This window comes from Streptomyces sp. NPDC101181 (assembly GCF_044767975.1).
Taxonomy (GTDB): Bacteria; Actinomycetota; Actinomycetes; order Streptomycetales; family Streptomycetaceae; genus Streptomyces.
Genome location: NZ_JBIWOX010000024.1, coordinates 79759 through 99540 on the forward strand (window position 1 = coordinate 79759; position 19782 = coordinate 99540).

The following is a 19782-nucleotide window of genomic DNA, read 5'->3' on the forward strand; positions in this document are numbered from 1 at the left end:
GCGGCCGCCGCGTCCCCGTCCCCCTTCCGGAACTCATCCCAGGACTCACAGACATGTTCCGTACCGCCCTGCGCAATGTGCTCGCGCACAAGGCCAGGCTGCTGATGACCGTGCTCGCCGTCATGCTCGGCGTAGCGTTCGTCTCCGGCACCCTGGTCTTCACCGACACCCTCGGCAACGCCTTCCGCAACCAGTCCGCCAAGAGCTACGACAACGTCGCCGTCGCCGTCCAGACCTACGCCGGCGAGCGCGACGAGAAGGTCCAGGGCCTCGACCAGGCCACCCTGGACAAGGTCCGCGGCCTGGACGGCGTCGCCTCCGTCACCGGCCGGGTCGAGGGCTTCGCCGGGGTCGCCGACCCCGACGGCAAGCTGATCGGCAACGGCTGGTCCAACACCGGCGGCAACTTCGCCCCCGGCGAGAACGGCAAGGACGACGCGTACGCGTTCACCCAGGGCGACGGCCCGGTGAAGAACGGTCAGATCGCGCTCGACAAGGACACCGCGGAGAAGGGCAAGTACCGGGTCGGCGACCCGGTGCGGGTCGCGACCAACGGTCCGGTGAAGGAGTACACCCTCTCCGGTGTCTTCACCACCGAGGACGGCGCGGTCAACGCGGGCGGCAGCCTCGTGCTGTTCGACACCGCGACCGCCCAGAAGCTCTACCTGAAGCCCGGCGTCTTCAAGAACGCCAACGTGACGGCCGCCCCCGGCGCCTCCGACCAGAAGCTGCTGGACGAGATCGAGCCGCTGCTGCCCGACGAGGCCACCGCACGGACCGGCCAGGCCCTCGCCGACCAGCAGGCCAAGGACATCGAGTCCGGCCTCACCAGCCTCAACACCATGCTGCTGGCCTTCGCGGGCATCGCCCTGTTCGTCGGCATCTTCCTCATCACCAACACCTTCACCATGCTGGTCGCTCAGCGCACCCGTGAGCTGGCCCTGATGCGCGCCATCGGCGCCACCCGCCGCCAGGTCAAGCGCTCGGTGCTGATCGAGGCCGCCGTGGTCGGCGTGCTCGCCTCGGTGATCGGCTTCGCCCTCGGCGTCGGCCTCGCCGCCGCGCTGCGCTCGGCGATGGGGATGCTCGGCGGCAAGATCCCCAACGGTCCGCTGGTCGTCTCGCCCACCGCGGTCGTCTCCGCCCTCGCCGTCGGCATCCTGATCACGGTGCTGGCCGCCTGGCTGCCCGCCCGCCGGGCCGCGAAGATCGCCCCCATGGCCGCGATGAGCAGCGTCCACGCCACACCGACCGTGAAGTCCCTGGTCGTCCGGAACTCCATCGGCGCCGTGATCACCCTGATCGGCGCGGCCGCCATCGTCGCCGGCGCCGGGGCCGGTGGGACGAATGGCCGCGCCCTGGTGGCGCTCGGCGCCTTCTTCGCCCTGATCGGCGTCATCGTCCTGATCCCGCTGCTGTCCCGCCCGGTCATCGCCCTGGTGCGCCCGGCGCTGTCCAAGCTGTTCGGTGTCTCGGGGAAGCTGGCCTCGCAGAACGCGGTCCGCAACCCGCGGCGCACCGGAGCCACCGCCTCCGCGCTGGCGATCGGCCTGACCCTGGTCACCGGGATCTCGGTGCTCGGCGTCACCCTCGGCCAGGCCATCGACAAGATGACCACGGACAACATCAGGGCCGACTACCTGATCTCGATGGCCAGCGGCGACTCGCTGGACCAGTCGGCGCTCACCGCCCTGGAGAAGGCGGACGGCGTCGCCGCGATCTCCCCGCAGCAGTCGACGTACTTCCAGGTCGACGGCGACCACCAGTCCGTCTCCGGCGTCACCCCCGGCGACGTGGAGAAGGTCTTCTCGCTGGACGTGGTCTCCGGTTCGCTCGGCTCGCTGAAGGACGGGCAGGTCGCGGTCGCCTCGGACGCCGCGAAGTCGAACGGCTGGAAGACCGGCGACACCCTCCCGGTGACGTTCGACGACGAGAAGAAGGGCGAGGTGACGATCGGGGCGGTCTACGAGAAGAACGACTTCCTGTCGACCTTCGTCGTTCCGAAGGACCTCGCCGACCAGCACAGCGCCTCCTCCCGTCCCGACATCCGCGAGATCTGGATCAAGGCGGACGGCGGCGCGAGCCAGGCCACCGAGAAGTCGATCGTCAGCGCGCTCGGCGACAACCCGGCCATGAGCGTCATGGACCGGCAGGACATCCGTGACTCGTTCGGCGGCTTCGTCAACACCGCCCTGAACATCATGTACGGGCTGCTCGCCATGGCCCTGCTGATCGCGGTCCTCGGGGTCGTCAACACCCTCGCGATGTCGGTGTTCGAGCGGCAGCAGGAGATCGGCATGCTCCGTGCGATCGGTTTGGACCGCGGCCGGGTCAAGCGGATGATCCGTCTGGAGGCCATCGTCATCTCGGTCTTCGGCGCGCTGATCGGGGTCGGCCTCGGGGTCTTCCTCGGCTGGGCGATCGGCCAGACCCTGTCCTCGGACATCCCGGGCTACGCCCTGGTCATCCCGTGGGACCGGCTCGCGGTCTTCCTGGCCCTGGCCGCTCTCGTGGGCGTGCTCGCCGCCCTGTGGCCCGCCCGCAGCGCCGCGAAGCTCAACATGCTGACGGCGATCAAGACGGAGTGACCCGCCCCCGGGGAGGCCGGGACAAGGGGACGACGAGGGGCCGGTGCACCGCTGGAAGGCGGTGCACCGGCCCCTCGGGTCTTTCCGCCCGCGGGCGTACGGGTCACGCCGTGCCGTTCTCCGTCCAGGCGCGGGGGCGCAGCGGCAGCCCGGAGCCGCCCTCCGGCGCCGGGCGCACCGCCAGGATCTGGTTGACCCCGATCCGGTTGCTCTCGAAGGCGAGCGCGGAGGCGGCCATGTAGAGCCGCCAGACCCGGGCCCGGCCCGGCGAGGTGGCCCGTACGGCCCGCTCCCAGTTCTGCTCCAGGTTGGCCACCCATCGGCGCAGGGTCAGCGCGTAGTGCTCGCGCAGCGCCTCGACGTCCCGGGCCTCGAACCCGGCCTCCTCCAGGGTGGCCAGGGTGCGGCCGAGCGGGGCGAGTTCGCCGTCGGGGAAGACGTAGGCGTCGATGAAGTCGTCGAGCCGGTAGGCGTCCTCGTCCGGTTCGGGGCGGCGGGCGATCTGGTGGTTCAGGAGGCGTCCGCCGGGCTTCAGGAGGGCGTAGAGGGCGTCGGCGTACTCCCGGTGGCGCGCCGAGCCGACGTGCTCCGCCATCCCGATCGAGGAGATCGCGTCGTACGGTCCGGGCGGGGTGTGGCCGGTCCGGGCGGGGCCGACGGCTCGGGGAAGGACGTCCCGGTAGTCCTGGACACGGATCTCTACGCGGTCGGTCAGGCCCTCCTCGGCGACGCGCTTGCGGGCGTGGGCGGCCTGCTCCCGGGAGAGGGTGATGCCGGTGACCCTGGCCCCGTACTCGCGGGCGGCGTGGATGGCCATCGAGCCCCAGCCGCAGCCGACGTCCAGGAGGCGGTCGCCCTCCTGGAGGCCGAGCTTGCGGCAGACCAGGTCGAGCTTGGCGCGCTGGGCGTCCTCCAGGGTCCCGCCGTCCTGCCAGTAGGCGCAGGAGTAGACCATGGACGGGCCGAGGACCAGGGCGTAGAAGTCGTTGCCGACGTCGTAGTGGTGGCTGACGGCCGCTTCGTCGCGGCGTCTGGTGTGCAGGCGTCCGGTGCGGCGGCGGACCTCCTCGGCCGGCGGGGCGGGCGGCGGCCAGGGTCCGGCCAGCCGCAGCACGCCCCGGGCGAAGGCGCGCACGGCGGGGTCGCGGACCGGGTGGACGGCGTCCTTGGCGTCGGCGCCCCGGTCCCACAGGAGTCCGGCGATCCGGTCGAGGACCTCGTACAGGTCGCCCTCGACGTCGATCTCTCCGGCCACCCAGGCGCGGGCCAGGCCCAGTTCGCCCGGTCTCCACAGGATGCGGCGCAGGGCGCGGCGGCTGCGGATCACGAGGACCGGGGCCCCGGGCGGCCCCGATTCGCTGCCGTCCCAGGCCCGGACGCGGACCGGGAGGGGTTGTGCGAGCAGTCCCTCGGCGAGAGCGGTCAGCCGCGACGCGGCGTCGGCCATGGCACACACCTCCGTGGTGTTTCCCGATACGCACCCTGCGCGGGAGCGCTGTCCCCGCCCCGGCACACCGGGCGCCGTGGCGCGGTACACCGGCGTCAACCGTGCCCGGACACTCCGTCATCCCGCTACCGGGCGGCAATCGGCGCAGCACGTCCATGCCACGTCCGCGCGGTGGGGAAACCAGGTCGACCGGGCCGGGGGAACGCCGAAGGGGCCGTCCGCACCACGGATGGCGGACGGCCCCTTCGGGCGTCGTACGGAGCGCTCCTCGCGGAGCGGCCTCACCGGGAGGTCAGGAGGCCTTGGCCTTCTCGCCCTCGGGCTTGGCGGCGGCGACGGCCGGAGCCGGGGCCGGCTTGGCGGCCTCGTAGAACTCCTCGCGCGGCGTCTCCATGGCGCCGAGCGAGACGACCTCGCGCTTGAGGAACATCGCCAGCGTCCAGTCGGCGAAGATCCGGATCTTGCGGTTCCAGGTCGGCATCGCCATGCCGTGGTAGCCGCGGTGCATGTACCAGGCGAGACGGCCCTTGAGCTTGATCTTCACCTTGCCCAGGACGATCATCGCGACGCCCTTGTGCAGGCCGAGACCGGCGACGGCGCCCTTGTTGGCGTGGCTGTACTCCTTCTGCGGGAAGCCCCGCAGACCGGAGATCACGTTGTCGCCGAGGACCTTGGCCTGGCGCAGCGCGTGCTGGGCGTTGGGCGGGCACCAGGCGTTCGGGTTGCCCGCGCGGCGGCCGACCATGTCCGGGACCTGGGCGTTGTCGCCCGCGGCCCAGATGTAGTCGGTGCCCTGCACCTGGAGCTTCTCGCTGGTGTCCACGTGACCGCGGGGGCCGAGCGGCAGACCGAAGCGGGACAGCGCCGGGTTCGGCTTCACACCGGCGGTCCACACGATGGTGCTGGAGTCGACCTCCAGGCCGTTCTTGAGCACCACGTGGCCGTCGACGCAGGAGTCCATCGAGGTGGAGAGGTAGATCTCCACACCGCGGCTCTCCAGGTGCTCCTTGCCGTACGCGCCCAGCTTCGGGCCGACCTCGGGAAGGATCTTGTCGGCGGCGTCGACCAGGATGAAGCGCATGTCCTCGCGCTTCACGTTGGTGTAGTACTTCGCCGCGTCGCGGGCCATGTCCTCGACCTCGCCGATGGTCTCCGCGCCGGCGAAGCCGCCGCCCACGAAGACGAACGTCAGCGCCTTGCGGCGGACGTCCTCGTCGGTCGTGGAGTCGGCCTTGTCCAGCTGCTCCAGGACGTGGTTGCGCAGGCCGATGGACTCCTCGATGCCCTTCATGCCGATGCCCTGCTCGGCGAGGCCGGGGATCGGGAAGGTGCGGGAGACCGCGCCCATCGCGACGACGAGGTAGTCGAAGGGCAGCTCGTAGGCCTCGCCGACGAGCGGCGCGATCGTGGCGACCTTGCGGTCCTGGTCGATGGTCGTGACCCGACCGGTGAGAACCTCAGCCTTGGGCAGCACGCGTCGCAGCGGGACGACGACATGCCGAGGCGAGATGCTGCCTGCGGCAGCTTCGGGGAGGAAGGGCTGGTACGTCATGTACGACCGCGGGTCGACGACCGTGACGGTCGCCTCCCCGTATCGCATCTTCTTCAGAATGCGACGAGCCGCGTACAGGCCTACGTACCCACCGCCTACAACGAGGATCCTGGGACGCTCCGTGGTGCTCATGCCATCGAGTATCCACCCCACCCCCGGGGGGAGCTCGTGAGCCCCTTCACAAGGATCTGCCGACCCTCTGCTACACTTCGCCGCCCACGTGACCCAGGTCATGGGTCCGCGGGGGAACCACCGCCCCGCCGGAAACGTTGCCCACCACCTGTGAGCTGCCCCTTGACCCTCCGGGCCGGGTGAACCACACCCGCTTTTCACACGGGCGCAACATGGGCGGAACCCGCGCACGGCACTCCCCCGCACCCCGGTGGGCGTCCCGGGCGGGCCGATGGGGCCGGAACCACACCCGACAGGGCCGAATTCCTTGTGAAGAAGTTCACGAACTTTCCCGCGGCGTGTCTCGTGAGGGGTCCCCCAAGCGGCCCACCGGGGCGAGCGGGCAGCTCAAAGGTGCAGGTGGACGAGCGGTTGAGCGGCGCAGCCCCGGGGCCCCGTCCGCCGCTCAGCCCGCCGCGCTCCAGGCGATGCCGTCGAGGATGTCGTGCTCGCTGACGACGACCTCGTGCGCGCCGGTCCGCTCCATCACGGCGAGCAGGACGAGCGCCCCGGCCCCGATCACGTCGACGCGGCCGGGGTGCATCACGGGGATCGCGGCGCGCTCCTCGTGGGTGGAGCGCAGCAGGCGCTCGGTGATCGCGCGGACCTGGCCGCGGGTGACCGTGGAGTGGTGGATGGCCGCGGAGTCGTACTCCGGCAGCTCCAGGGCGATCCCGGCGATCGTGGTGACGGTCCCCGCGAGGCCGACGAGCGTGGCAGCGTCGGCCAGCGGCACGGCCTCGGCTGCCACGTCCAGAGCGGCTTCGACGTCCTTGCGGATCGCGGCGATCCGGTCGTGGGCCGGCGGGTCCACCACGGCCCCGTCCACCACGAGATGACGCTCGGTCATCCGCACGCAGCCGATGTCCACGGAGCGGGCCGCGGCGACCGTCTCGGAGCCGAGGACGAACTCGGTGGAGCCGCCGCCGATGTCGACGACCAGGTACGGCTTCGCCATGCGGTCGGTGCCGGTCAGCTCCTTGGTCGCCCCGTCGAAGGAGAGCTGGGCCTCCTGGTCGCCGGTGATCACCTCGGGCTCGACGCCGAGGATGTCCCGCACGCCCCGGACGAACTCGTCGCTGTTCTCGGCGTCCCGGGAGGCGGAGGTGGCCACGAAGCGGACGCGTTCGGCGCCCAGCTCCCCGATCACCCCGGCGTACTCCCGGCAGGCCGCGAAGGTCCGCTCCAGCGCGTCGGGGGCGAGCCGTCCGGTGCGGTCGACGCCCTGGCCGAGGCGGACGATCGTCATCCGCCGGTCCAGCTCGGTGAACGCCCCGGTGGCGGGGTCCGCGTCGGCGACGAGGAGGCGGATGGAGTTCGTGCCGCAGTCGACGGCGGCGACCCGGGTCATCGGGCCTGTCCCTCGGATCGCCCGGAGACCTCGGGGCTCCCGGGCCGTTCGGAGACCTCGGGGCCACCGGGGCCCTCGGCGCAGGGGGTCACGCACGCGCCCTTGGCCCACCACTCGGGCAGCATCGCGATGGCCTCGTCGCCCAGCGGGTTCACCCCGGGCCCGGCGGCCAGCGAGTGGCCGACCAGGACGTGCAGGCACTTCACCCGGTCCGGCATGCCGCCCGCGCTCGGGAAGCCCTCCAGGACCTCGATGGCGTCGCGGCGGGCGAGGTAGTCCTCGTGCGCGGCCCGGTAGGCGGCGGCCAGCTCGGGGGCGCTCTCCAGACGGGCCGTCATCTCCTTCATGACCCCGTTGGCCTCCAGCGTGCCGATCGCCGAGGCCGCCCGGGGGCAGGTCAGGTAGTACGTCGTCGGGAACGGCGTGCCGTCCTCCAGACGGGGCTGGGTCTCCACCACGTCCGGGTTGCCGCAGGGGCAGCGGTGCGCGATGGCGCGCAGGCCGCGCGGCGGGCGGCCCAGCTGCTGCTCGAACGCGGCGATGTCCGCGTCGGTGGGCTTGGTGGACTCGGTCTGCGGAGGGGGCGTTTCCATGCCTGCCTTGGTTCTGCTCGGAAGCTCGTGGAGGGGAACGTGGTGGACGGGGGGAGCGGGACGCGGGGAAGGGTGTGCGCGGACGTACGCGGCCGGTTCGGTCAGTCGCGCGCGTCGTCGCGGTCGGCGCTGTCCACGCCGTCCCAGAGGTTGGTGTGCCAGGGGCGGTCGCTCGCCCCGGGCGCACCGCGCCGGTCCTTCGCCGCGTCGGGGTCGGCCACGGTGTAGCCGGTCTCCCCGGGGAGGACGTAGTGGAGGTGCTGGCGGGCCAGACGCATGATGTACGCGTCGTCCTGGAGCCGCGCCTTCTCGTCCCGCAGCTCCTCGGTCCGCTCCCGCGCCTGCTGCGAGAGCCGTTCCTGCTCGGCGATCTCGTCGCGCTGGGAGACGTACTGCCGCATCGGGTAGGCGAGCGCCACCACCAGGGAGCAGACGACCAGCGCGAGGAACGCGGCCCGGCCGGTGAGCCGGGAGCGGCGGGCCTGGCGGCGGTTCTGGGATCGGTACACGCGGGCCGCGGTCTGCTCGCCGAGCAGCCGCAGCCTGGTCGCGGTGGAGAACCGGTCGCGGTTCCCGGCCATGTCTCCCGCCTCCCTCCGACGCACGTCCGTCCCCGCACACGGTACGGGACCGGGTGCGGGGACGGGCGGAGGCTACCGGCTTGCGCCGGTGGTTCAGCCCTTGAAGCGGGGGAAGGCGGAGCGGCCCGCGTACACCGCGGCGTCGTCGAGGATCTCCTCGATGCGCAGCAGCTGGTTGTACTTGGCGACACGGTCCGAGCGGGCCGGGGCGCCGGTCTTGATCTGACCGCAGTTCACGGCGACGGCGAGGTCGGCGATGGTGACGTCCTCGGTCTCGCCGGAGCGGTGCGACATCATGCACTTGAAGCCGTTGCGCTGGGCCAGCTCGACGGCGTCCAGGGTCTCGGTCAGCGAACCGATCTGGTTGACCTTGACGAGCAGGGCGTTGGCAGAGCCCTCCTCGATGCCGCGGGCCAGGCGCTCGGGGTTGGTGACGAAGAGGTCGTCGCCGACGATCTGGACCTTGGCGCCGATGCGGTCGGTGATGACCTTCCAGCCCGCCCAGTCGTCCTCGTACAGCGGGTCCTCGATGGAGACCAGCGGGTAGGCGGAGACGAGCTCCTCGTAGTACTCGGTCATCTCGGCGGCCGAGCGGGACTTGCCCTCGAACTCGTAGACGCCGTCCTTGTAGAACTCCGACGCGGCGACGTCGAGCGCGAGCGCGATGTCGCGGCCGGGGACGTAACCGGCCTCCTTGATGGCCTCGACGATGAGGTCCAGGGCGGCGCGGTTGGACTCCAGGTTCGGGGCGAAGCCGCCCTCGTCGCCGAGGCCGGTGGACAGGCCCTTGGTCTTGAGGACCTTCTTCAGCGTGTGGTAGACCTCCGCGCCCCAGCGCAGGGCCTCGGAGAAGGACTCCGCGCCCACGGGCGCGATCATGAACTCCTGGATGTCCACGTTGGAGTCGGCGTGCGACCCGCCGTTCAGGATGTTCATCATCGGAACGGGCAGCAGGTGCGCGTTCGGGCCGCCGAGGTAGCGGAAGAGCGGCAGGTCGGACGCCTCGGAGGCGGCGTGCGCGACGGCCAGCGAGACACCGAGGATGGCGTTCGCGCCGAGCGAGGCCTTGTTCTCGGTGGCGTCCAGGTCGAACATCGCCTGGTCGATGAGGCGCTGCTCGGTGGCGTCGTAGCCGACCAGCTCCGGGCCGATCTGCTCGATGACGGCGAGGACGGCCTTCTCGACACCCTTGCCCTGGTAGCGGTTGGGGTCACCGTCGCGGAGCTCGATGGCTTCGAACGCTCCGGTGGAGGCGCCGGACGGAACGGCAGCACGGCCGGTGCTGCCGTCGTCGAGGCCGACCTCGACCTCGACCGTGGGGTTACCCCGGGAGTCGAGGATTTCCCTGGCTACGACGACGTCGATGGACGGCACGAGGCATCTCCTTCTGGGATCTGACGCTGGTGGTGCGGGGTCACTGTGGCCTTGCGACACGAGCCTAACCGGCCCGGCCGCCTCGGTCGGCCGGGCGCCCGTCTCCTGGGACGAAAAAGGACCCGAGGGTGCACATGACGGGACAAAACTCCAAAAATCTACTGCCCGGTAACACGTCTTGCCGACAAGAGGTGAACGCAACCGGCCCCGGCTCCCCCGGTGCGCCCCGGCCGCGGACGACCTCGGCCCGGCGCGCACCGGGGGGTGTGAGCGCGCCGGGCCGGGGAGAGCCGTGCGAGGGAGGGAGCCGCCGGACGCCCTCCCTCCGGGGAGGAGAGACGGCGGATTACTTCAGGTGGAGCTGCTGGCCCGGGAAGATCAGGTCGGCTTCCTGGACGATGTCGTCGTTCAGCTTGAAGAGCTTGCTCCAGCCGCCCTTGACGCCTTCCTTCTGAGCGATCTTGCTCAGGGTGTCGCCCTTCTTCACCTTGTACTCGCCGTCACCCTTCTTGACCTTCTGGCCGGTCGGGGTGGTGACGGTCTTCTTGCTCTCGGCCTTGGGGCTCTCGGCCTTCTTCTCGACCTGCGGCGCGGTGCGCTGCTGGGAGCGCGTGGTGGGCTGCTCGGCCTGGCGCTCGGGCTTGCTCTGCGACTGGCCGGAGCCGCCGGGGCTCACGCCCGGGTCCACACCGTCGTTGGTGAGACCGCCCGCACCGGCGCAGGCCCAGGCGCCCGGACCCTGCATGTCGAGAAGCTTCTCGGCGGTGGCGATCTGCTGGTCCTTGGAGGCCAGGTCGGCCCGCGCGGCGTACTGCGTGCCACCGGCGGCGGCCCAGCTGGACTGCGAGAACTGGAGCCCGCCGTAGTAGCCGTTGCCGGTGTTGATGGACCAGTTTCCGCCGGACTCGCACTGGGCGACGGCGTCCCACGTGGAGACGGAGGCGGCGGAGGCGTTGGTCGCGCCCATCAGCGGGACGGCGACGGCGGCACCCGTGACACCCGCGAGGGTGGCGAGACGGACGGCCTTGGACGGGCGGCGGTGCTTGCCCTTGCTGTTCAGCAGCATGGAACGAATCTCCTCACCGACGCCTACGAGGTGAGCTGTCGGGTTCGGGCTGATGAGTTGCCCGGCCGCGCGACCTTGCGCTCGGCTTCACCCCAAGCCGTTTCCGTACGTCCCCGTCCTTCGAGAGGCTGTACGGACCCGGCGGCCTACCTGGGTCCCCCGCTCCTGCCTACGGCGCTTACGCGTCTGTTCCCTTCGACCGACGGCAGGATTCGGCGTGACGGTCGACGGGGCCCGCGGTGCGAGCGGCTTAGACCGTAAACACAGGCAACCCCGACATTCAAAAATGGACATAGGGGTCATTCGACTCGAACTCCCGGCGGGTTACCGGCCGTTTTCGCAGGTCGGAGGCGATACGCGCGAACGGGCCGGGCGAGGGTCACCAGTTGAAGCAAAGAGACCCATGTCTCACTCGAACAAAAGTGGACATAGGTCTCTGAACTACCCGGGATTTCAGGGTGTTTTCCCGAATTGAACTCAGTTGGCGGCGGGCACCTCGGCGCTTGGGGAAGCGTCCTCGGCGGCGCCCTCGTCAGCCCCCTGCTCCAGCCCCAGGTCCAGGCTCTGACCGGGCAGGATCAGGTCCGGGTCGGAGCCCAGGACGTCCTTGTTGGACTCGTACAGACCGGTCCAGCCCTGGGGGAGTTCCTGCGCGTCGGCGATCGCCCAGAGGTTGTCCCCGGGCCGCACGACGTAGTCACCGGACTCGGCGGCTCCGCCGTCCCGTCCGTCACCCTCGCCCCGCGAGGCGTGCCGGCCGGACTCCCGCGGACCGTCCTGGCCCGCGCCGTCGGCCTCCTCGGACGCCGGGGCGCCCCGGTGCTTGCCGCCGCTCCCGGCCTTGCCGTCCGGGGCGTCGGAGGGCTTCGAGGCGTCGGGGGCCTCGGCGGAAGGCGAGGCGGAGGGGTCGGACGCGCCGCGCTCCGCACCCGTACCGCTGTCGCTGTCGCTGTCACCGCCCGCACTACCGGACGTGCCGGTCTTGCCGGACTTGTCACTCTCGTCGCTACTGCTGCTTTCGCCGCGATCGCCGGACCTGGCCGACTTGTCAGCTTCATCCGCCCGGTCCGTCGGGGAGGCCGTCGGCTCCGGCGAGGGGGCGGTGCCCGGGTCGACGCCCGGAAGGCCGCCGTCCACGGCGAGGCCGGAGATCACCGCGCAGCTGGGCCACGCCTTCGGCCCCTGGTCGGCGAGGACCTTCTCGGCGACGGCGATCTGCTGCGAGCGGCTGGCGAGGTCGGCCCGGGGGGCGTACGCGGTACCGCCGTACGCCGACCAGGTCTCCTCGGAGAGCTGGAGCCCGCCGTAGTAGCCGTTGCCGAGGTCGGCGCTCCACGTGCCGCCGCTCTCGCACTCCGCGACCCGGTCCCAGGTGGCGGCCTCGGCGGCGTGTGCGCCGCTCGCGCCGAGCAGCGGGATGGCGATGGCCGATCCCGTCACGCCTGCGGCGACGACGATGGCCGGTGCCTGGCGAGGCCGGCGGTGTCTGCCGTTCGCGGAGCCCATGGGTTTGCCTTCCGTGCGACTGACGAGCGAGTGACCTGGGCACCGTGCGGCGGAGAGACGTACGGGCCCGAGCGCGCCGCGGAACCGTACGAACCCGCGTGCGCGCAGGTGCACAAGTGACGCGTGGGCAGCGAGCGGCCGACGCGTTGAACCGTGAACCTAGCGGGACTCGAACGTGTGTCACAAGTCGATGCAGCGCAGATCACGTGAAAGTCACAGAGTTGACAGAGTGTCACCTTCGGCGAGGCGGTGACCCGGTGCGAACTCGACCGGCAGGGTGCGCAGTCCGCGCATGATGAGTCCGCCGCGCCAGCGCAGATCGGCGGGTTCCGCCGCGAGTCGCAGCCCCGGCAGCCGTCTCAGCAGGGTGGCCAGCGCGGCCTGCCCCTCCAACCGCGCCAGCGGAGCCCCCAGGCAGTAGTGGATGCCGTGCCCGTAGCCGAGATGCTGGTTGTCACTCCGCGCGAGGTCCAGGGTGTCCGGAGCGGCGAACCGCTCCGGGTCCCGGTCGGCCGCCGCCAGCACCACCAGCACGGGGTCGCCCGCGGCGATCTCCTGCCCGCCCAGGGTCAGCGCCTCGGTGGCGTACCGCCAGGTCGCCAGCTCGACCGGCCCGTCGAAGCGGAGCAGTTCCTCCACCCCGGTGGCCAGCAGCCCGCTCTCCCCCGCCGCCAGGGAGGCCTCCAGCCGGGCCCGCTGCGCGGGGTGGCGCAGCAGGGCGTACGTACCGTTGCCGATGAGGTTGACCGTCGTCTCGAAACCGGCGAAGAGCAGGATGAACGCCATCGCCGCGGCCTCGTTCTCGGTGAGGTGCTCGCCGTGGTCACTGGCCCGGATCAGGCCGGAGATCAGGTCGTCGCCGGGGTTCTCCCTCTTGCGGTGGATGAGTTCGGCGAGATAGCCGCGCATCTTCTTCACCGACCGGGCGACCCCGCCCCGCGGCCCGCCGCCGTGCCGGATCATCATGCCCGCCCAGTCCCGGAAGTCGTCCTGGTCCTCGGGCGGGACGCCGAGCAGGTCGCAGATGGCGTAGATGGGGAGCGGGAAGGCGAAGTCGTGGATCAGGTCGGCCTCCCCCTTCTCCACGAACCCGTCGATGAGCCGGTCCGTCAGTTCCTGCACCCGGGGCGCGAACTCCGCGACCCGGCGCGGGGTGAACGCCTTGGAGACGAGCCGGCGCAGCCGGGTGTGGTCCGGCGGGTCGATGTTGAGCAGATGCGTCATCAGGTCCGCCTTGCGCTCCCCCGGAATCCCGGTCTTCCCCTTGGCGTGCGGCGACTCCGCGTGGTGGGCCGGGTTCTTGGAGAGCCGCACGTCGGCGAGGGCCTGCCGGGCGTCCCCGTACCGCGTCACGAGCCACGCCTCGACCCCGCTGGGCAGCGCGGTGCGGTGCACGGGGCTGTGCTCGCGGAGCCAGGCGTAGGCGGGGTAGGGGTCGGTGGCGAACTCCCAGGTGAAGAGTTCGGGGGCCGGGGCGCTCCCGGGGGTCGCGGGGGCGGCCTCGTCCGGGACGGCTCCCGGGGCGCTGCGGGGGCAGGCGGGGGGCGCGGAGGTGTCCGGAGCGGGGTGGCCGGAGCGGCTGTCGGCGGGGTGGTCGTTCACTCCTCGACGGTATCGGTCGAGGCCGGCGGCCCGCACAGGCCGGGAGCGTCCTCGCCCGCCCTCCGTCGGTCCCCGCCGGCACCGTACTAACCCGCCCCGCCCTCCACCGCCACGATCGCGTCCCGGTAGGCGCGGGCCGCCGCGCGGAGGGCGGCTTCCGGGTCGGCTCCGTCGGCCTCGGCGCGTACGGCGAGGGCGAGGAGTTCGTAGCCGATGGGGTCGCCCGCAGTTCCGCCGCTGGTCCCGGTGGCGGTTCCGGCGGCGGTTCCGGCGGTCGGGAGGGGGACGTCGAGTCCGGCCGTACGGACGCGGCTCGCCAGCTTCGCGGCGAGCGCCAGGCCGGGCTGGCCGAGGGGGACGCCCTCGGTGACGGAGGTGCGCCGCTTCTCGATGGCCTTGGTGCGCAGCCAGTGCGCGTGGACGTCCTCGGGAGTCTCGGCGGTCTCGTCGCCGAAGACGTGCGGGTGGCGGTGGATCAGCTTCTCGACGAGGCCGCCCGCGACGTCGTCCACGTCGAACGGCTCCTCGGCGTCCTCCTCCGCGATGCGCGCGTGGAAGACAACCTGGAGGAGGACGTCGCCCAGCTCCTCGCGCAGTTCGTCCCGGTCGCCGTCCTCGATCGCCTCGACCAGCTCGTACGCCTCCTCGATGGCGTACTTGGCCAGGCCCTCGTGCGTCTTGCGCGAGGTCCAGGGGCACGCGCGGCGGATCCGGTCCATGACCTGGACCAGGTCGAGGAGGCGGGCGCCGGGCAGGTCGTAGGAGCCGGGGAGCAGTTCCAGGTCCGGCATGGCCACCCGGCCCGAGCCGCCCAGGCGGGCCAGGCCGTCGGTAAGGGTCTGGTTTCCCTCGCCGCCGGTCAGGACCACCACCGTGCGGCCGCCCGCGCAGGCGGCGACCAGATCGTCGGCGCTGGGCGCCGCGTGCTCGACCCGGACGCCCGCCTCGCGGAGGTAGGGCAGCTGGGGCTGGTCCGGGTCGGCGCACAGGACCCGGTCGGCCGCGCGCAGGGTCTGCCAGGCGGGCCAGGACAGCAGACCGGGCGCGACCCGGTGGCTGGCGGTGAGGAGGACGATCCGGCCGGGGCTGTCACCGGAGGAGTCCGGGGCGCCGGGGGCGCTGCCGGGACCGGCCGCGGCAGGGCTGCCGGACCCGGCGGGGAAACCGTTCGGCGCGGCGGAGGGGCTGCCGGGGTCGCCGGAGGAGCTGTGGGGAGCGGCGGCAGGGCTGCCGGGGTCGCCGGAGGGGCTGTCGGGCGCGGCGGCGGGGGGTTCGGCGTTCACCCGGCGAACCTACCTCGCGTCCCGGAACCGGCGTGACGGCTCCGGGACGGCCGGCTCCGCTCAGGCGCCCGCCGGGGTGTCCTGCGGGGTGAACTTGGTGACCTGGCTGATCCAGGGCGCGCTGTAGTCGCCGAGTTGCATCTTCTGGTCGTCCCAGGTGCCGAAGCGCGGGTTGACGTCGATGTCGAGCGCCTTGGACGCCTTGGTCAGCGCCTCGCCGACGACCTGCTGCCCGGCGGGCGTGCCCAGGTCGGCACCGAGCGCCCTGGCCAGCTTCGGGAGCAGGACCTCCTGGCGCATGTCCGCGTCGATCTGGTCCGGGGCCACCCAGCGCTGCTGGAGCAGCATCGCCCGCAGCTGCTCCTCGCCGCCGAGCTGCGCGCGGTTGGCGATCCGCATCTGCTGGACCTCCTTGCGGGTGGCCGTGACGCCCGCGTCCTCGGCGGCCCGGTCCAGGATGCGGCCGAAGATCAGCCCGTGCAGCTTGGCGCGGTTGAGCTGCCCCGACTTGTTGACCAGCTCGTCGGCCTGCGGGGAGCCTTCCTGGGCGCTGCGGACGTCCGCCGCCTGGGCCTGGACCGCCGACACCTCGATGCGCTCGCCGCCGACGACGGCCGCCGCGCCGGGGTGGGCCTGGTTGCCGCAGGCGGAGAGGATCGGCGCGGCGAGGAGCGTTGCGGCGAGGACGGAGAGCGCGGTGCGACGGCGGCGGTGCAAAGGAGCCTCCCGGGGCGAGTTTGTGCATCGGTGCACAAAGCCTTGCGGTGATCGATGTTAGGCAGTGGATGTGGCCTGTGCCACTGATTCGACCAACGATTCCGGAGGAGTTGGGGATGTGGCCGGGAATCCGTCCCGGCCACCCGGCCCGGGGACCCTGGACGGGGACCCGGCCCGGGGGCGCTCCCGTCAGCCGCCGCGGACGTCCCGCTGGTGGCTGAGGAGGCGGCGCAGGTCCATCGGCAGCGGGTGGTGCGGCCCGTAGCTGCGCTCGGCGTCGTACAGCAGCCCCTGGAGCTGGGAGCGGCCCGCGGTGTGGTCGCCGATCGCGAGCAGCAGCTGCCCGATGCGGTAGCGGATGTCCAGCGCCCGGCCGGGGTCGGAGGTGACGGCCCCGTAGGCGTTCTCGTAGTACGGGAGGACCGCGCGGTACTCCCCGAGCGCGGCCACGGCCTCCCCCAGCTGTTCCAGGCATTGCGCCGCGTCGTAGCGGAACTGGAGGGCCTGCGCGTCGGCCGGGCCCGCCTCGGCGGCGCGGTCCTCGGCGAGGCGGCGCAGCTCGGGCAGGGCGCGGCGGTACTGCCCGTCGTCCATGAGCGTCGCGGCGTACTGCTTGCGCAGGATGCGGACGACCGGCGAGTGTTCGCCGTGCTCGGCGGCGGCGGCCGGGAGGGTGGCGCCGAGGATGTCGACGGCCTGGGTGATGCGCCCCTCGCCGAGCAGCCGCTTCACCTCGTCCACGGCCCGTGCCACGTCCGGCCGGGCGGGACGCGGCAAGGGGGTCGCCCGCGCCACGGGAGCGGCCTGCGGTACGGGAGTGGTCCGCGGTACGGGAGTGCCCGGCACGCGCGGTGCGGAAGCGGGCCGCGCCGGGACCGTGGCGGGGGCGACGGCCCCGGGCGGCGGGACGGTGACGGCGGGCGGCGCGAGGGTGAACGACGTGGGCGCGGGCCCGGACGGCACGGCGACGACGGCGGCCGCGGCGGCCCGGTCCGGCCACGGGGCCAGCGGCCGCAGGAAGGGGCGGGTCGGGTCGAGCGGCCCGGTGGGCGTGCCGTGCCGGGGCAGCAGCGGGGCCAGCTCCTCGTACACCTCCCGCGCGGAGGAGGGCCGGTCTCCCGGGTCCTTGGCGAGCAGCCGCAGCACGAGCGCTTCGAGCGGTACGGGGATCTCGGGGCGGGTACGGCGGACCGGGGCGGGCGGCTCGTACAGGTGGCGGTGGAGCACGCCGAGCGCGGTGGATCCGGCGAACGGCACGTCACCGCTGAGCAGTTCGTGCAGCACCACTCCGAGGGCGTACAGGTCGGTGTATGGACCGACCGCGCCGCCCATCGCCTGCTCGGGGGCCATGTAGGCCGGGGAGCCGATCGGTGAACCGGTGTGCGTGAGGCGGGTGGTGTCCGTGTCGAGGACGGAGGCGACGCCCAGGTCGAGCACGGTGACGGTGCCGTCGGGCCGGACCATCACGTTGCGGGGCTTGAGGTCGCGGTGGACGATCGGCACGGCGTGCACCGCCCACAGCACGGCGCAGAGCTGGGCGGCGACCGCGACGGCCCGGGGCCAGGGGTAGGGGTCCTGTCCGGCGAGGTGGTCGGCGAGGTCGGCGCCCTCGACGTACTGCATGACGAGGTAGAGGTCGTCGCCGTCGCTGCCCGCGTCGTGCACGGTGACCAGGCCGGGGTGGTCGACCTGGGCGGTGACCCGGCACTCGCGGACGAAGCGGCGGCGCAGTTCGTCGGCGGCGTCACTGCCGGCGGGCCCGGCGACCCGGTCCGGGCGCAGCAGCTTCACCGCGACGCGGCGGTCCAGGCGCCGGTCGTACGCCGTCCACACCTGGCCCATGCCGCCCTGCCCCAGGACGGCCGCGAGTTCGTACCGGTCGGCGATGATCCGCCCGCTCACCGGGGCTCGCCCTCGCGGTTCCCGCCGGACCGCCCGTGCTGTTCCCCGTTGCCCTTGCGGAGGTAGTCGCTCAGCTCGTCCAGCTCGGCCCGGACCTGGTGCAGGCGCTGGGGTGCAGGGGTGGGCGGCGGTGCCTGGAGGGTGTACGGGTTGGGCTGCTGGTACGCGGCCGGTACGGGGTGCGCCAGGTGGGCCGGGGTCCCGTAGGGCGCCGGGGTGTTGTAGTGCCGGATCTCCGCGTACAGGTAGTAGGTGATCACCCCGGCCAGCACGCCCACGAGCCAGAGGAACAGGATCATCGCCTGGGCGTCCGTCATGGCGTCGGAGTCGTCCGGGGTGGCCATGATGAAGGCGAACAGACCGGCGTTGAGGCCCATCACGACGAACAGCAGCACCCAGTCGCGCGTCCTGCGGGTGACGATCGCGAGCCGCAGCATCGCCGCCCAGCCGAGCATGCCGCAGCTCAGCACGGTCGCCACGACGAGGATCACGCGCACCGCGATGAGCGTCCCGGAGGACGGCCTGGATGTCGGCGGCTGCTGCGGCGGAGGGCCGTAGCCGTGCATGAGCTGCTCCTGGAAGGCGTGTCGGAGGGGTGGCTCGGGCCGTGTGCCCGGACGTGTGGAGTGAGCGTATACACCGCCGCCGACGGACCGTCCCCGGATGTACCCAACCGTTGTGCGTACGCAACGCCGCCACCACGCACCGCTGGGGCCCGCCGCCGCCCGGTGCGCGGGGAGGAGCCGTCCGCGCAGGAGGGAGCGGGTACGTGCGAGGGGGCCGCCACGGCGTTCGTGGCGGCCCCCTCGGACAGATTCCCCGGCTGTTCCGTTGTCCGGCTTCCGGCTTCCAGCTTCCGGCTTCCGGCTTTCCGCTATCCGGTTTGCCGGTTCTCCGGTCCCCGGCTCGTCGCTTCTCCGGTCTCCGGCTCTCAGCCGCCGCACTGGGCGAGCATGGCCTGCTTGTCCGGTTCGGTGACGGGGAGTTCGTACTTCAGCGAGACCTGGGCGAACCGCACCGCGTACGAGCAGCGGACTGGCTTGTACGGCGGCACCCAGGAGGCCGGGCCGGAGTCCCGCTTGGCGTTGTTGGCCGGGCCGTCGACCGGGATGAGGTTGAGCGGGTCGTTGGCGATCTGCTCCCGCTTGAGGTCGTCCCAGCGGGCGGCGCCCATCTGCCAGTTGTAGGACAGCGGCATCACGTGGTCGATCTGCACCGCGGTCGCCTGCTGCTTGCGCCAGTCGATGCTCTCGCCGGTGTAGGGGTCCTTGAGCTTCATCGCGACGACGACGCAGTCGGAGCCCGAGCGGTGCTCGATGTCCTTGCCGTCCCGGGCCAGCAGGTCGTTACGGGTGTCGCAGCCGTTCCGGGCGAGCGGGATGCCGTCGATCCCGTCCTTCCAGGCGGAGCCGAACTTGTCCCGTTCGTAGCCGGTCTTGGGGCCGCGCCCCTTGGTCGCCACCTTCTCGATGACCTTGCGGGCGGCGGCCCGGTCGGTGTCGCTCGTGAGCGGCGCCAGGCCCGGCTTCGTACCGTCCGGGTTGTCCAGCGGGCTGGCCCCGAACCCGCCGGCGGACTGCGCGCCCGCGCTCCCCGCCCCCTGCTCGGAGGTGAGGTCGTCGGGGTCGCACCCGGCCAGGGCGAGCACCACGAGGGCGCTCAGGGCGGGCACGGCCGCTGCTCGGTACCTGCGGGGAGCTATCACGTGGAGCCATCCTGACGGCCTGCGGACCTGACGGACCTGACGGGGAGAAACCGGACGGGAGAAATCCTAGAGGCGCCCAACGCGCGTCTTCCCCCTCGGCGGGCCTCCCATGCGGAACGGCCGCACGACGATGGGCCCATGGGCGTTTCCCGAGCGCCGAACGAAGCCCCGTGAAGGGGGCCTAAGCCGCCCGGCGTCGGCGGCGGGTGCGGTGACGTCTGCGGCCGTCGTGGGGGGGGGCCCCCCCCCCCGCCCCCGGGGGGGGGGGCGGCCCCCCCCCCCCCCGGGGGGGGGGGGCCCCCCCCGGCGCGCGCCGCCACCCCCCCCCCCCCCCCCCCACAGCC

15 protein-coding genes and 1 riboswitch are annotated in these 19782 nt (G+C 72.5%); of the genes, 1 reads left to right on the top strand and 14 read right to left on the bottom strand.

Annotated features, from left to right (window positions below):
* The first annotated feature begins 53 nt into the window (after positions 1-53).
* Positions 54-2588 carry an ABC transporter permease gene (locus ACIRRU_RS27630; RefSeq protein ID WP_403684978.1) on the top strand — a complete coding sequence of 845 codons (2535 nt, stop codon included), beginning with the start codon at positions 54-56 and terminating at the stop codon, positions 2586-2588.
* Positions 2589-2691: 103 nt separating this feature from the next.
* Here the strand turns inward: ACIRRU_RS27630 and ACIRRU_RS27635 are convergent, their stop codons facing one another.
* From ACIRRU_RS27635 to ACIRRU_RS27700, 14 genes are all read right to left on the bottom strand, one after another.
* Positions 2692-4035, bottom strand: coding sequence for a class I SAM-dependent methyltransferase (locus tag ACIRRU_RS27635; protein ID WP_403684980.1), 1344 nt, complete (start codon positions 4033-4035; stop codon positions 2692-2694).
* A 292-nt stretch (positions 4036-4327) separates the two neighbouring features.
* A complete protein-coding gene (locus tag ACIRRU_RS27640) occupies positions 4328-5719 on the bottom strand; it encodes an NAD(P)/FAD-dependent oxidoreductase (protein ID WP_363201268.1) in 1392 nt (463 codons plus the stop codon).
* 445 nt (positions 5720-6164) lie between these two features.
* Entirely contained in the window at positions 6165-7109 is a 945-nt protein-coding gene (locus tag ACIRRU_RS27645; RefSeq protein WP_403684982.1) for an exopolyphosphatase, read from the bottom strand.
* Positions 7106-7702: a DUF501 domain-containing protein gene (locus tag ACIRRU_RS27650; protein WP_403684984.1), complete on the bottom strand. Its 597-nt coding sequence runs from the start codon at positions 7700-7702 to the stop codon at positions 7106-7108. Before ACIRRU_RS27650 ends, ACIRRU_RS27645 begins: the two co-directional genes overlap by 4 nt.
* 101 nt (positions 7703-7803) lie before the next feature.
* Complete coding sequence (locus ACIRRU_RS27655) at positions 7804-8283, bottom strand: septum formation initiator family protein (protein ID WP_403684986.1); 480 nt, start codon at positions 8281-8283, stop codon at positions 7804-7806.
* A gap of 93 nt (positions 8284-8376) precedes the next feature.
* On the bottom strand, positions 8377-9657 hold the full coding sequence (eno, locus tag ACIRRU_RS27660) for a phosphopyruvate hydratase (RefSeq protein WP_403684988.1): 1281 nt from the start codon (positions 9655-9657) through the stop codon (positions 8377-8379).
* A gap of 346 nt (positions 9658-10003) precedes the next feature.
* Entirely contained in the window at positions 10004-10723 is a 720-nt protein-coding gene (locus ACIRRU_RS27665; RefSeq protein ID WP_403684990.1) for a transglycosylase family protein, read from the bottom strand.
* 5 nt (positions 10724-10728) lie between these two features.
* Positions 10729-10910, bottom strand: a riboswitch (cyclic di-AMP (ydaO/yuaA leader).
* A 290-nt stretch (positions 10911-11200) separates the two neighbouring features.
* Complete coding sequence (locus ACIRRU_RS27670) at positions 11201-12229, bottom strand: transglycosylase family protein (RefSeq protein ID WP_403684992.1); 1029 nt, start codon at positions 12227-12229, stop codon at positions 11201-11203.
* Positions 12230-12442: 213 nt separating this feature from the next.
* Positions 12443-13831, bottom strand: a complete 1389-nt coding sequence (locus ACIRRU_RS27675) for a cytochrome P450 (RefSeq protein ID WP_403684994.1) — start codon at positions 13829-13831, stop codon at positions 12443-12445.
* Positions 13832-13917: 86 nt separating this feature from the next.
* The gene (locus ACIRRU_RS27680; RefSeq protein WP_403684996.1) at positions 13918-15114 is read right to left on the bottom strand and encodes a nucleoside triphosphate pyrophosphohydrolase; all 1197 of its coding nucleotides are present in this window, start codon (positions 15112-15114) and stop codon (positions 13918-13920) included.
* 60 nt (positions 15115-15174) lie between these two features.
* Positions 15175-15831: a SurA N-terminal domain-containing protein gene (locus ACIRRU_RS27685; RefSeq protein WP_363201259.1), complete on the bottom strand. Its 657-nt coding sequence runs from the start codon at positions 15829-15831 to the stop codon at positions 15175-15177.
* Positions 15832-16020: 189 nt separating this feature from the next.
* Positions 16021-17673 carry a protein kinase gene (locus ACIRRU_RS27690; RefSeq protein ID WP_403685008.1) on the bottom strand — a complete coding sequence of 551 codons (1653 nt, stop codon included), beginning with the start codon at positions 17671-17673 and terminating at the stop codon, positions 16021-16023.
* A 56-nt stretch (positions 17674-17729) separates the two neighbouring features.
* A complete protein-coding gene (locus ACIRRU_RS27695) occupies positions 17730-18299 on the bottom strand; it encodes a hypothetical protein (RefSeq protein WP_403684999.1) in 570 nt (189 codons plus the stop codon).
* Positions 18300-18664: 365 nt separating this feature from the next.
* A complete protein-coding gene (locus tag ACIRRU_RS27700; RefSeq protein WP_403685001.1) occupies positions 18665-19438 on the bottom strand; it encodes an HNH endonuclease family protein in 774 nt (257 codons plus the stop codon).
* Positions 19439-19782 lie beyond the last annotated feature (344 nt).